This is a genomic window from Paractinoplanes maris, assembly GCF_023544465.1.
Classification (GTDB): Bacteria; Actinomycetota; Actinomycetes; order Mycobacteriales; family Micromonosporaceae; genus Actinoplanes; species Actinoplanes maris.
The window spans coordinates 340235-353322 of sequence record NZ_JALPVL010000009.1 but is presented as its reverse complement, the minus strand read 5'-3'; the positions used below and the strand labels follow the sequence as shown (position 1 = coordinate 353322).

Sequence of the window (13088 nt, the reverse complement as noted above, 5' to 3'; positions counted from 1 at the left end):
GTCGAGGACTCTTGGCGTGACCGCGCGGCCCGCGTGGGGAGCCGCGCAACGCTCGTGCCTGCGCGCTGCCCCCTCACCATAACGCCGCCCGTCCTACGATGGCCGCAAGGGGAACGCCGGAGGGCCGCAGGGAGGCAGTGATGACCGGAACCAAGCGTCGCCATCCGGTGCCCGACCGGGCCCGTCGCCGCGCCGTCCGAGCGCTCGCGGCCCAGCTCGGAGTGGCTTACTCGGTCGCCGCGCGGCTGCTGGCGGCCGGCCATCGCCCGGTGGTGTTCGCCCAGCGCGAACACCGCCCGTTTCACGCCCGGGTCCGCGACACGCGCGAGGCGGTCGACCTGCCTTTGGGCCGGGCGGCGCACCTGAGCGCCCGCTTCCCGGCCGGGGCGTCCGGCGTCCGGACCGTCCTGGCGATGCTCTACGCGACTGTCGAGCACGAGTCGCCCGAGGTCCTGCCGGCCGTCGACGAGCTGACGTGGGTGGCCGAGCTCGGCGAGAACGCCGCCACCGACATCACCTGCGAGGCCCTTGATCAGGCCGCCCGCCGACTGCTCGACCAGGACTCCTGGCATCTGTGGACCCGCGTCGAGGCGGCCCTCACGGCCGGCGAGGGCCACCCCAGCCCTCGGGTCCGCGACGCGGCCCGGGTCCTCGGGCGCGAGCTTCGCACGGTCAGCCTGCGCGGCTCGCTGCTGGGCGCCCGCGAGACCCTCGACGCGCTGCTGCTCCGGCCTTAAGGCAGCATCGCCCGGACGTGGGTGAGGGCGGGCTCGGCGAGCGGGAAGGTCACCGTGCCCTCGTGGTCCTGCCGTTCGAGGGTCCACTCGTCGGCCAGCCGTCGGATCGTCACCTGGACGTTCGGTCCCTCGCCGTGCCAGACGGCGTCGCCGCGGGCCGCGCCGTAACGGCTGCGGGCCAGCGCGCCGACCTTGCTGACGGTCGAGCACGCCCGGCAGCGGCCGTCCGGTCCGGCGACGCAGCGGCGGCACACCGGGCCGCCGCACAGGGTGCAGGGACTGACGCCGTCCTCGCAGGCCCGGCAGGTGCTGGTCAGGCAGGTGGCACAGGAGCGCACGCTCGCGGCCAGGTGGTGACTGCGGCACGCGTACGCCTCGGTCAGCGGCTCACCGGTGCTCGCGTCCGGCACGTGGCCCTGGGACTCGCCCGCCGCCACCTCGTACGAGACCTCCAGCCGGCCACCGTCGGCCAGAACCCACACCTCCTCGACCTCCAGCCCGATCGCCAGGTGCACCACCCGGGCCGGGCCGCCGCCCAGCCGCTTGGTCAGCTCGGCGATCAGCGACTCCGACAGGTCGGTCGTCGCCTCCGGGGCGGCGGGCACCTCACCGGCGGCAACGGCGGCCAGCGCGTCGGCCGGCGGCACCTCGTCGTCCTGCGGGCGGGCCACGACACCGCGGTAGAAGCGGCGCCGCTCGAGCAGCGAGGCCCCGGCGATCGTGATGCCGGAGAGCTGGTCCGGGGTGGTCAGCGCGGTGATCGACGCGGTGACGTGCGGCTCGATCAGGGCCGCGCCGACCAGGCCGCGGGACAGGTCGGCCGGCTCCGCGGCGACCTCGTGCCACACCGGGTCCTGGGCGTCGTGGCGCAGGCCGAGCAGCGCGTGGCCGCCGACCCGGGCCAGCACCGCCTCCCACTCGCCGAGGCGGGCCCGCGAGACCACCTCGGGCGCCGGGTTCCAGCCGGTCTCCGACCACCACACCGGCTCGTCGGGGGTCTGCCACTCGGCGACGGCCTCGGACACGGCGGGGCCGGCGGCCGTCCGGCGGACGAGCCCGCGCCCGTCCACCGCGGTCAGGTCCTCGGTCCGCATCCGGCAGGCCACGAGCCGCGCCGCCGCCGGTGTGACCACCGCGGCCGGCCAGGCCTCCGAGGACGGGGCGGGCGCCGGGGACGTGGCGGGCGCGGGGAACGCGGCGGGCGCGGGGAACGCGGGCGCCGGGGACGCGGCGGGCGCCGGGGCGAGGCCGGGCAGCACGGCCATCAGCTCGTCGCGCAGCGCGGCGTCCGGCGCGGCGCCGTCGCTGACCGGCGGCGGGGTGAAGGTTCCGGCCCGGCGGGCGTCGCCGGCCATCACCGCCCAGTGCAGCGTCGTCCCGCTCGTCCGGTCGACCGGGAGCCAGTCGCGCGGAGCGGGCGGGCAGTGCTGCTCGGGCAGGACGTGGACGTCGGCGTCGCCGGTGCCGGCGACACCGGCGGCGGCGATCCGCAGGGGCAGCAGGGGATCGTCGGCCGCGGTCGTCCAGCGCACGACGCGCGGGCCGTCCAGCACCACCAGCTCCCGCCGGTGGGCGCCGGTCAGCACGACCACCCGGCCACCGTCGTCCTCGGCGGTCAGCACGGTCAGGCCGCGCGCCACCAGCTCCTCCGGCAGGCCGTCGGCCGAGCCGGGCTCGAGCGCCTCGCAGGTGCGGCAGATCGAGCCGTCGCGGCACGGGCGGCACACGTCCCGCTCGCACAGCCGGCACTGCTCGACCGGGAGCTGCCGGGAGCAGGTGCCGCAGGAGGTGTCGCCGCAGCGGGCACACCGGGTCGCCGGGATGTCGGCGCCTTCCCGGCACGCCCCGCAGGCCGGGCGGTCGCAGGTCGTGCAGGCGAAGAGCCGGGCCACCTCACCGCAGCAGGGCCCGTAGACGTTGCCGCAGCCGGGGCAGCCGGTCGCCCGGCGGGCGTCGAAGAGGTGGCCGAGGCTGTCGACCGAGATGTCGCGGTGCGCGGACTCGCCGCCGGGGAAGGTGACCGAGAGCGGCGCGTCCGGGGGCAGCCAGGGCAGGTCGACGCCCGCGGGTGGGCTCGGGGCGACCAGGTAACGCCGCGAGGTGCTGCCGTGCGGCGACCGCCACACCTCTTCGATTTCGAGGTAGTCCGACTCGGCCCGCACCGTCTTGATCGTGCGCTCGACCTCGGTGCCGGGCACGGGCGTGCTGAAGTCGAGCGCCTCGCCCTCGCCCCGTTCGCCGCCACGAACCGGGCCGTCGCGCTCCGCCTCTGCCTCCACCACCTGCGCATCGTCGCACAACCACGGCGCCGCGACAGCGGAGCTCAGCGCAGCAGTGTGGGCATCGCCTCAGTCAGCATCGGGCGCCAGTGGGCCAGCGGGGCGACGCCGGCCGCCGCCCACCGGTCGTGCGCCAGGACGCTGTAGGCCGGGCGGCGAGCCGGGCGCGGGAAGCGGTCGCTGGTGGTCGGGCGGACCCGGGACGGGTTGAGGCCGGCCTCGGCGAAGACGGCCTGGGCCAGGCCGTACCAGGTGGTCGAGCCGGCCGCGGTGCCGTGATAGACGCCCGGCGGCGGTTCGGCGCGGGCCAGGGCGACCACTTGCCGGGCCAGCGCCCCCGACCAGGTGGGTGGGCCCGTCTGGTCGTCGACGACGTCGACCGTGTCGCGGTCGGCGGCCAGCCGCAGCATGGTCCGCACGAAGTTGGGGCCGTGCGCGCCGTAGAGCCAAGCGGTGCGCACCACGGAGCCACCGGCCGCCAGGACATGCCGCTCCCCCACGGCCTTGCCCCGGCCGTACGCGTTGATCGGTGCCCGCGGTGCGTCCGAGGCGTACGGCGTGGTGGCCCGCCCGTCGAAGACGTAGTCCGTGGAGAAGTGGATCAGGCGGGGGGACGCCAGGTGGCGCAGCGCCTCGCCGTTGACCGCGGTCGCGGCCTCCTCGTCAGCCTCGGCGCCGTCGACGTCGGTCCACGCGGCGGCGTTGAGGACGAAGCGGTCGCCGACGGCCTCGCGGACCGCGACCGGGTCGGTGATGTCGAGATCGGCGCGGGTCGCCGCGACCACGTCGGTCTCGCCGGCCGCGTCGAGGGCGGCCAGCAGATCCTGGCCGAGCAGGCCGCCGGCCCCGGTGACCAGCCAGCGCATCAGGCCGCTCCCCGCGCCTTGAGCGGTTCCCACCAGGCGCGGTTGTCGCGATACCAGGCGACCGTGGCGGCCAGCCCGTCGTCCAGGGTGACCTGGGGGGCGTACCCGAGCTCGTGGCCGATCTTCGTGATGTCCAGCGAATAGCGGCGGTCGTGCCCCTTGCGGTCGGTCACCGGGCGCACCATGTCCCAGCCCGCGCCGCACGCCTCGAGCAGGCGGCCGGTCAGCTCACGGTTGGTCAGCTCGGTGCCGCCGCCGATGTTGTAGACCTCGCCGGATCGGCCCTTCTCCAGCACCAGCTGGATGCCGCGGCAGTGGTCGGAGACGTGCAGCCAGTCGCGGACGTTGCCGCCGTCGCCGTAGAGCGGGATCGGCTTGCCGTCCAGCAGGTTGGTGACGAAGAGCGGGATCACCTTCTCCGGGAACTGGTGGTCCCCGTAGTTGTTGGAGCATCTCGTGACGACGACGTCCAGACCATGCGTACGGTGGGCCGCCAGCGCCAGCAGGTCGGAGCTCGCCTTCGAGGCGGCGTAGGGCGAGTTCGGGTCGAGCGGCCACGTCTCGGTCCACGAGCCCTCGTCGATCGAGCCGTACACCTCGTCGGTCGAGACGTGCACGAAACGACTTACCGCGGCCGTCCGCGCGGCGTCGAGCAACGTCTGCGTGCCGAGCACATTTGTGCGGACGAACGGCATCGCCCCCTCAATCGACCGATCCACATGCGATTCGGCTGCGAAGTGGACAATCGCGTCGTGGCCCGGCAGAAGCTCCCGCAACAGGTGGTCGTCGGTGATATCACCGCGAACGAAACGCATGCGGGGGCGCGTCTCCGGGAGGTTGTCGCGATTGCCCGAATAGGACAGAAGATCGAGGACCGTCACGTCGTGCTTGTCATCGTCCAGGAGGCCACGGACGTAGGCCGATCCGATGAAACCGGCGCCACCGGTCACGAAAATGTGCACGGCTGGCGAGTGTAGAGACGGTGCGATCGCTGCGTAACCTTCGGTCGTGCGCGGAATTCTGCTCGCCGGGGGAACCGGCTCGCGACTCTGGCCCCTTACCATCGCGACGTCGAAGCAGCTGATGCCGATCTTCGACAAGCCGATGATCTACTACCCGTTGACCACGTTGGTGTCGGCCGGGATCCGCGAGATCCTGGTCATCACCACACCCGAGGACCAGCCGCTCTTCCGGCGACTGCTGGGTGACGGCCGCAGCCTGGGCCTCTCCCTGTCGTACGCGGAACAGGCGGAACCGAACGGCATCGCCGAGGCCTTCCGGATCGGGGCCGATTTCATCGGCGACGAACCGGTCGCACTCATCCTGGGCGACAACATCTTCCACGGCGTCGGCCTGGGCCGGCAGCTGGCCCGGTTCCGCGAGCCGGGCGGCGGGCGCGTCTTCGCCTATCCGGTGTCCGACCCCGAGCGGTACGGCGTGGTCGAGTTCGACAGCGACCGCCGGGTCGTCTCCATCGAGGAGAAACCGGAGAAACCCAAGAGCACGTACGTGGTTCCGGGGCTCTACTTCTACGACTCGGACGTGGTGGCCATCGCCGGCGACCTCGTGCCCAGCGCGCGGGGCGAGCTCGAGATCACCGCGGTGAACGAGGAATACCTGCGTCAGGGCCGCCTCGACGTGACCGTGCTCGAGCGGGGCACGGTGTGGCTCGACACCGGGACGTTCCAGTCGATGGTGCAGGCGTCGGAATACGTGCGGGTGATCGAGGAGCGGCAGGGCCTGAAGATCGGCTGCGTCGAGGAGGCGGCCTGGCGGCTGGGCTTCATCTCCGACGACGACGTGCGGGAGCTGGCCGAGCCACTGCTGAAGAGCGGCTACGGCGAATATCTCCTGCGGCTGGTCGAGGGTGGTCTGCTGTGAAGGTTCGCCCGTTGACCATCGAGGGCGCGTACGAGATCACTCCGGCCCAGCACGGTGACTCGCGCGGGGTCTTCCTGGAGTGGTACCGCTTCGACGCGCTGGCCGCCGCGGTCGGGCATCCGCTGGATCTGGCCCAGGCCAACCTGTCGACGTCGGCCCGCGATGTGGTGCGAGGCATCCATTTCGCCGATGTCCCACCCGGGCAGGCCAAGTATGTGACGTGTGTGACCGGTGCGGTTCTCGACGTGGTGGTGGACCTGCGGGTCGGCTCGCCGACCTTCGGGGCCTGGGAGTCGGTGCGGCTGGATGACGAGGAACGGCGGGCGGTCTATCTGGCCGAGGGGCTGGGGCACGCGTTCTGCTCGCTCACCGACGGGGCCACCGTGGCGTACCTCTGTTCGAGCACCTATCGCCCCGGGCACGAGCACGGCATCGATCCGCTCGATCCGGAGCTGGGCATCGTCTGGCCGGCCGCCGTGCCGCTGCTGTCCACCAAGGACAGCGCGGCACCGTCACTGGCGCAGGCTCGGGCGACCGGATTGCTGCCGAGTCATGAAGAATGCAGCCGGTACGTGAAAAGCCTTCGTCACATTGACGACAGCCGCTCATCCGTCGCGGATGATTGACCACCGGCATTGCCTGTAGTAAGAGGCATACTGCAGTTGGCTATTTCGCCACACTGTGCGCCGGACATGCCGATAGTCCGATCTGGACACATTGGACGCGAACAGGTCTCAGAATCATCCGATCCTCCAATTCGAACGAACGGAAAGGCGTAGCGCGCGGGGTCGCCGGGTTGCCAGTCTTGGCGAGGCGTCCCTGGAGAGTGACCGTGGGGACACCGATTGTGCACGATGTCCGCAACTCGGACAGATCAGGCTCGGTCGATGACGGAGGCACCGCGTGCAGACAGTCGGATCAGCGTCGACCCTCGACCTCTCCGCCCGAAAATCCCGGCTCGACATCGGCCCGCCGTCCGGTAGCGCCCGCGATGGCTGGCAGAGCCGCTACGTCCGGGCCCTGCTGGTGCTGGACGCGGTGGCCGGCCTCGGCGCGGCGTCCTCGGCCCTGCTGGTGCGCTTCGGCTCGCCCGTCCGTGAACCGCTCATCAGTGGCTATCTGGTAGTCACTTTTCTTTTCCCCGTGGTCTGGGTGGCGTGCCTGTTCCTCAATCGCGCCTACGAGACCCGCCATCTGTTCGTCGGCACCGACGAGTACGTGCGGGTGTTCCGATCCGGTCTGGCACTGACCGCGGCCCTGGCGATTGTCTCGTTCTCGTTCGACCTCCGGTTGGCGAGGGGATATGTCATCGTCGTGATGCCGCTGGTGGTGCTGGCCAACCTGGCCGCGCGCTATGCGATGCGGCAGCGGCTGCACCGTTCCTGGGCCCGCAGCGACCGGCTGCACCGGGTCATCCTGGTCGGCCACGGGCGCGCGGTGGCCGACATGACCCGCCGGCTGCGGCGCGAGCGGCACCACGGTCTCGGCGTCATCGGTGCGTGCCTGCCCCCCGGATCCGGCGCCGCGGCCTTCGACGCGGGGATGCCACCGGTCTACGGCACCTTCGACGGGGTGGCGGCCGCGGTCGGGCGGTCAGGGGCTGACACGGTGGTCGTGCTGGCCTGTCCCGAGATCGACGGTGCCGCGTTGCGCCGGCTCGCCTGGCAGCTCGAGCCCGACGACATCGACCTCATCGTGGCGAGCACGCTCGTCGACGTGGCCGGCGATCGCACCACGATCCGGCCGGTCGACGGGTTGCCGATGCTGCACGTCGACCACCCCCGCCTGAAGGGCAGCGCCCGCTGGGTCAAGGCGGTCTTCGACCGGGTCGGGGCGCTGACCCTGCTGCTGCTCGGGGCGCCGGTGCTGGCCGTCGTGGCCGGGCTGGTGATGTTCGCCCCCGGCGGGCGGGGGCCGGCCATCTTCCGGCAGGAGCGGGTGGGCAAGGACGGGCGGCTGTTCGTGCTCTACAAGTTCCGCACGATGGTGGTGAACGCCGAGCAGCGGCTGACCGAGCTGCGCAACCTCAACGACACCGACGGCGAGCTGTTCAAGATGCGCCAGGACCCTCGGGTCACTCCGGTCGGGCGGTGGCTGCGGCGGCTGTCGCTCGACGAGCTGCCCCAGCTGGTGAACGTGGTGAAGGGCGACATGTCGCTGGTCGGGCCGCGGCCGCCGCTGGCCCGCGAGGTGGCCGGCTATCCGTCGGACATGTTGCGGCGGCTGGTGGTCAAGCCGGGGCTGACCGGGTTGTGGCAGGTGTCCGGGCGCTCGGATCTCTCGTGGGAGGAATCGATCCGGTTGGACCTGACCTACGTCGAGAACTGGTCGCTGTCCATGGATCTGGCGATCCTCGCGCGCACGGTGAGCGCGGTGGCCCGCAGCTCCGGCGCGTACTGAAACGACGGCAGGGCCTCACCCGTGACGGGTGAGGCCCTGCGCTGTCCCGGGAAGTCAGTAACCGAAGTCCTGGGTGAAGTACGGGGTGCCGCCGGCGTAGGCCACGCCGACGCCGACCGCGATCGCCTTGCAGTTGAGGATGTTCGCGCGGTGACCCGGGCTCTTCATCCACGCCCCGACAACGGCGGAAGCGCTGCTGAAGCCGTAGGCGACGTTCTCGCTCAGCGGACGGCTGTAGCCGGCGGCCTTCGAGCGGGTGATGAAGGTCGAACCGGCCGAACCGGTGTGGCTCATGGTCTTGGTGCGGGCCTGGTAGGCGCTGTGGCCGACGGCGGCCCGGGTCAGGGCCGGGCTGACGACGACGGCCTTGCAGCCGTGGGCCGCGCGCTGCTTGTTGGTCAGCACCGCGATGTCGCTCTGCAGCTTCGCGGAGCCGGTGACGGCGGCCTGGGCGGACGAAGCGAACGCGACCACGACGAGCAGGGTGGCGGGGATCATCGCGATCAGGGCCAGACGCTTGGTGATCGAAGAACGCATCGACTGCCTTCCGGTAAGTGGTCCCGGTCGCTACCGGGGCTCTCACAGACCTGGTTCGGCCTCGCAGGCGCCGACTTGGGAGCTACCCCGATGCCCTCTGGTTGCGGTCCGGTTGGCCGGCCACCGATGTCGCCCCGGCGTCCTGTTTCGGCCGGGGCGTCCCACCCCGCTCGGCCCGGGACTCCCGGGCCGAGCGTCGCGATCGGGGTCTACCGGCCGGTCTCGGTCGGCGTGTCCCGCGGCTTGGCGTCCGAGGTGATGCTGAGGCCCCGGAAGACCGGACCGGCGCGGCCGGCTCTCAGCTCCACGCGGTATTGCGCGTAGCGGGAGCTCCCGGCGACCCGGTCGCCCTGGCGCACGAGCGTCCAGCCGCTCCAGGAGGCGCCGGGGCTGGACGTGCTGCCGGTCCGCACATATACGAGCGCTGACGCGCCGGACGGCACGGCCGCCTCATAGGTCAGCCTGTCCCACGTCACCATCTGGCCCGCGTCGAGCACCCGGGAGATCAGCGTCCCGCTCCGGGCGCCACCGCTCAGCCGCACGCCGTCGCTGGTGACCGAGACCCTCTTCTCTCCCCCGGTTCGCCACTGGGCGGCGGTGTGATCGGCCACCCCGGCGGCCGACGAGACGAAGGTCGCCGGTGGCCGATCGGCGCTGGGCCACACGGTCACGTTGCCCGCGCGGTCGGTGCTGCGCACCCGGTAGTGGTAGGTGGCTCCCGGCTCGAGGCCGGTCACCACCGCCTGGTGCCGTGTGCCGCCGCGGTCGGCCGGCCACGCCTCCAGCGCCGCCGGGTCCGGGCCGGCCAGCAGGGTGGCCGCGGCCGACTCATCGGTCTGCCACCTCACCGCCGCGGTGCCGTCGGCCTGGGCCAGCACGGACACCGCGGAGGTGCCCGGCGCCCGGCTGTCCGCCGTCGCCGCCGGGCCGCCCGCCGGAGCGCGCACCGCGGGAGCGGCGCCACCGTATCCCGCCGAGTACGCACCCGGGGCGGCGGTGAACATGGCGTACTCGACACCCTTGATAGTCGTACGGGTGAAGGGAACCGCCGTGCCCGCGCGGGTCAGGGTCGTCAGCGTCCGGCCACCCACCCCCAGGGTCGGCACCATGCCGGTCAGCCCGGTCGCGCCCGCACCGACGTTCACGGTGAACGACAGCCCCGTCCCGGACCAGGAGATGCCCGAGTACGAGGAGCCGTTGCGACCGTCGAGCCAGGTGAGCAGCTGGAGCGCGCTGATCAGCGGCACCCCGCGGCTGCGGGCCGACTCGAGCACCTGGTCGCTGTCCCAGGTCGTCCCCAGATCGGTGTGCATGTTGGCGGTGAAGGCCCCGTAGTAACCCTCCGCGCCGAGCGCCCGGTCGAGCAACGTGTTGACGGTGAACGGATAGCTCTGGCCGGACTCGTCGGTCATCTGGGTGGCCGCCTGATAGACGTCGAGCAGTCCGCCCGCCTTCGCCGAGAACCGCATCGGCATGCCGGAGCCGGTCATGAAGCCGGGCCGGTCGTTCACCCAGCTGCCCGGCCAGTAGTAGTAGTTCGTGTCGAGCCGGATCCCGTTGGCCGCCTCGGCCGAGGCCTGCGACGACCAGTCCGACCACACTATGCAGTGGGTGCGGTTGGTGGCCGGCGCGGCGACCGAGGCGTATTTCGCCCGCCAGGTCGCGAGCTGGCCGGTGAGGGTGCTCGCCAGCGACGAGGCCGTGTAGTTGGCGCAGCCCGTGTTGAGGTGCAGGGCGACCTCGAAACCCTGCGCCTGGAACGCCGCCGCCTGGCTGTTGGTCAACGGGGTGTCCGGGAAGACGTACGAGGTGAAGCGGTTGCAGCGCCACTCGGCGTAGTCGCACTCGGCCAGGCTGTTGGCGCTGAACTGGTCGAACCGGCCCACCGTGCCACCGTTGGCGTGGTCGTCGCCGGTGGCTACCACCACCGCCTTGAGGCTGCGCGGGAAGTACCAGAACCTGGGCAGCGGCTTACGGTCCAGGTTCATCGCGCCGATCAGGTTGGCCAGCAGGCGCTGCTGCTCGTCGGCCTGGGGCACGGCCACCTTGGCCAGGTTGACCCAGTCGGGCGAGGACCCGCCGAAGTACAGATCGTCCGAGCGGATCGGCCCCGCGCCGTCGCGGTCCTGCCCGTCCCAGGCGGGGTTGCCCTGCCGGGTCTGTACCAGCGACTGCGGCAGGTCGAAGGTGAAGGCGGCGGCCTGCCCGCCCGCCGATCCGACGTCGGCCAGGGTGACGGCCGGGTTGGTGGTGGCGGTGGTCGCGGTCGAATAGAGCGTGGCCACCGCTCGCGCCCCGGCCAGCGTGTAGCGGTCGGCGGTGCCGTGGAACTGCATCGTCTGATCGGTGATCCCGGTGCCGGGTGCGGCCGCCGTGTCGACCTTCAGGTAGCCCTCGGCGAGCGTCCCGGTGGTGGCGGTCAAGCCGAGCAGGCTCGCCAGCTGTTTGTCGGGCCGGAAGGCGATGAGGTTGCCGCCGCCGGAGACCCAGGCCGTGAACAGGCCGGCCTGGGCCGCGGTCAGCGTGCTCTGGCCGAGCAGCACGACGTCGTACTGGCTGAGCGTCGCCGCCGTGACCGTGGACAGGTCGGCGGTGGCGAACTCGTTGAGCCCCTCGGTGCGCAGGACCTCGGCCAGGAACGGGGTGAAGCCGCTCGCGGTCTTGACCACGAGGACCGGACCGCCGGGGCCCTGGTCCGGTGGCGGCGGTGGCGGGGCGGCCGTCGTGAAGGACCACGTGAGCGGGGCCATGAGGTTGCCCGCGGTGTCCCGGGCGCCGCTGACCGAGGCGGTGTAATCGGTCGAGGGAGCCAGCGTGGCTGACGGCGTGAAGGTCACTGTGCTGGTGCCCGCGTCATAGGTCGTGGTGCCCGTGACACCGGCGAGCGCGAGGGCGGCCCCGGACACCGGCTCGTTGAAGGTCGCGGTCACTCGCGCGGTCGTCGCCACACCGGTGGCTCCGGCCGCCGGGCTGCGGGTGGTGAGCGACGGCGGCGTGCTGTCGGTGGCCGTGGTGTCGAAGACGACGTCGACCCAGTAGTTGGTGGCCTGGTAGGCGCTGGTGGGGAAGGCACTGGCCCCGTACCGGTAAAGGCCGTTGCCGCTGTTGGCCGCGTTGGCCAGGGCGGTCAGGGGACCGCGGGAGACCGCCGAGGCGAGGCCGTTGGCGGTGGCGGAATAGAAACCGGTGTCCGTGTGGTACGAGGCCACGTATGTCGTGTTGGCCGTGACCGCGACCGGACTGGGCAGGGTGGCCGTCTGCCAGCCGGTCGCCGATTCGCCGGTGAAGGTCACGGTGCTCAGGCGGGTGCCGGTGTTCGTCCACAGCGCCCCGGTGTGCGTGCCGCTGTTGCCACTGCCCTTGTAGAACTTCAGGCCGGTGACGAAGCCGGAGGTGCTGGTGCGGAACCGGACGCCGAGCTCGACCGCCGAGTTGTCGCTGACGGCCGGGGTGGCCGGCGTGGCGGTGGACGCCCAGATCGTGCAGGGACACGACCCGCTGGGCGCGGCGGTGGTGAAATTCCAGCTGTACGGGGTCATCGTGTTGCCGGCCGGATCTCGGGCGCCGGAGACCGTGACGGTATAGGTCGTCGACGGGGCGAGCGGGCCGGACGGCGTGAAGGTGAGAGTGCGCGACGTCGCGTCGTAGGCCGGGGCCCCGGCCACACCGCCGACCGCGATGGTCACCGTACCGGCCTGCAGCGCCTCGCTGAACGTCGCGCCCACGGTGGTCGTCGGGGGGACGCCGGTGGCGCCGGCCGCCGGGTTCGCGGCGGTCACCGACGGCGGGGTGGTGTCGACGCCGTTGTCGGTGAACACGACGTCGACCCAGTAGTTGGCCGCCTGCCACGTGTTGGCCGGGAAACCACCGCCCGCGCCGTAGCGGTACACGCCGTTGGGACCGTCGGCACCGTCCCGCAGCGCGTGCAGCGGCGCGTTGTCGACCCCGGCCGCCGCGAACGTGTTGTCGTCCGCGGCGTACCGGCCGTTGGGGGCGTAGTAGGAGGCGACGTAGGTCGTGTTGGCCGTGACGGCCACCGGCGCGGCGAAGGTGGCGGTCTGCCAGCCGGTCGCCGTCTCGTTGGTGAACGTGACTGTGCCCAGGTTGATCCCGGCCGCGCTCCACAGGTGCCCGACGTGGGTGCCGGTGTTGCCACTCCCCTTGTAGAACCGCACGCCCGTGACGAAGCCGTTGTTGTCCGAGCGGAACTTCACGCCCACCTCCACGGCCGCGGTGTCGGCCTCGGCCGGGTTGGCCGGGACGGCCGTCGCCGACCAGATCGAGCAGGGGCAGACGGCGGCCGACGCCGCCCGCGGCGCGGTGAGAAACGTGGCCACCAGCGCCAGGCAGAGCGCGAGCAACAACGACCGTTTGTGCATCGGGGCTCC

Annotated in this window: 9 protein-coding genes; 4 read left to right on the top strand and 5 right to left on the bottom strand. The window is 72.2% G+C overall.

The genetic code is table 11. The annotated features are described in order from the left end of the window. Positions 1–140 precede the first annotated feature (140 nt). Positions 141–737, top strand: a complete 597-nt coding sequence (locus NAG42_RS26955; RefSeq protein WP_250034317.1) for a hypothetical protein — start codon at positions 141–143, stop codon at positions 735–737. On the opposite strand, the gene NAG42_RS26950 is transcribed toward NAG42_RS26955, so the two are convergent. Genes NAG42_RS26950 through rfbB form a run of 3 tightly spaced genes read right to left on the bottom strand, consistent with a single transcriptional unit; the run spans position 734 to position 4844 of the window. Continuing rightward, positions 734–3019 carry a hypothetical protein gene (locus tag NAG42_RS26950; RefSeq protein WP_250034316.1) on the bottom strand — a complete coding sequence of 762 codons (2286 nt, stop codon included), beginning with the start codon at positions 3017–3019 and terminating at the stop codon, positions 734–736. The two genes, NAG42_RS26955 and NAG42_RS26950, sit on opposite strands and share 4 nt — an antisense overlap. 41 nt (positions 3020–3060) lie before the next feature. Next, the gene (rfbD, locus tag NAG42_RS26945; protein WP_250034314.1) at positions 3061–3882 is read right to left on the bottom strand and encodes a dTDP-4-dehydrorhamnose reductase; all 822 of its coding nucleotides are present in this window, start codon (positions 3880–3882) and stop codon (positions 3061–3063) included. Then, positions 3882–4844: a dTDP-glucose 4,6-dehydratase gene (rfbB, locus tag NAG42_RS26940; protein WP_250034312.1), complete on the bottom strand. Its 963-nt coding sequence runs from the start codon at positions 4842–4844 to the stop codon at positions 3882–3884. Before rfbB ends, rfbD begins: the two co-directional genes overlap by 1 nt. A 46-nt stretch (positions 4845–4890) precedes the next feature. Between rfbB and rfbA the strand changes: the two genes are divergently transcribed. The 3 genes from rfbA (at position 4891) to NAG42_RS26925 (ending at position 8163) form a co-directional block, all read left to right on the top strand. Beyond that, a complete protein-coding gene (gene rfbA / locus NAG42_RS26935) occupies positions 4891–5763 on the top strand; it encodes a glucose-1-phosphate thymidylyltransferase RfbA (protein ID WP_250034310.1) in 873 nt (290 codons plus the stop codon). Next, positions 5760–6389: a dTDP-4-dehydrorhamnose 3,5-epimerase family protein gene (locus NAG42_RS26930; RefSeq protein ID WP_250034308.1), complete on the top strand. Its 630-nt coding sequence runs from the start codon at positions 5760–5762 to the stop codon at positions 6387–6389. Before rfbA ends, NAG42_RS26930 begins: the two co-directional genes overlap by 4 nt. A gap of 277 nt (positions 6390–6666) precedes the next feature. Continuing rightward, on the top strand, positions 6667–8163 hold the full coding sequence (locus NAG42_RS26925) for a sugar transferase (protein ID WP_250034306.1): 1497 nt from the start codon (positions 6667–6669) through the stop codon (positions 8161–8163). A 54-nt stretch (positions 8164–8217) separates the two neighbouring features. Here the strand turns inward: NAG42_RS26925 and NAG42_RS26920 are convergent, their stop codons facing one another. Then, positions 8218–8700 (bottom strand): CAP domain-containing protein, encoded by a 483-nt coding sequence (locus tag NAG42_RS26920; RefSeq protein WP_250034304.1) that lies wholly within the window; start codon positions 8698–8700, stop codon positions 8218–8220. 209 nt (positions 8701–8909) lie between these two features. After that, positions 8910–13079 carry a DUF4082 domain-containing protein gene (locus tag NAG42_RS26915; RefSeq protein ID WP_250034303.1) on the bottom strand — a complete coding sequence of 1390 codons (4170 nt, stop codon included), beginning with the start codon at positions 13077–13079 and terminating at the stop codon, positions 8910–8912. Between the last annotated feature and the right edge of the window lie 9 nt (positions 13080–13088).

Coding starts and splice junctions, on each gene's coding strand:
- NAG42_RS26955 (WP_250034317.1), top strand. CDS start 141: ATGACCGGAACCAAGCGTCGCCATCCGGTGCCCGACCGGGCCCGTCGC.
- rfbD (WP_250034314.1), bottom strand. CDS start 3,882: ATGCGCTGGCTGGTCACCGGGGCCGGCGGCCTGCTCGGCCAGGATCTG.
- NAG42_RS26920 (WP_250034304.1), bottom strand. CDS start 8,700: ATGCGTTCTTCGATCACCAAGCGTCTGGCCCTGATCGCGATGATCCCC.
- NAG42_RS26915 (WP_250034303.1), bottom strand. CDS start 13,079: ATGCACAAACGGTCGTTGTTGCTCGCGCTCTGCCTGGCGCTGGTGGCC.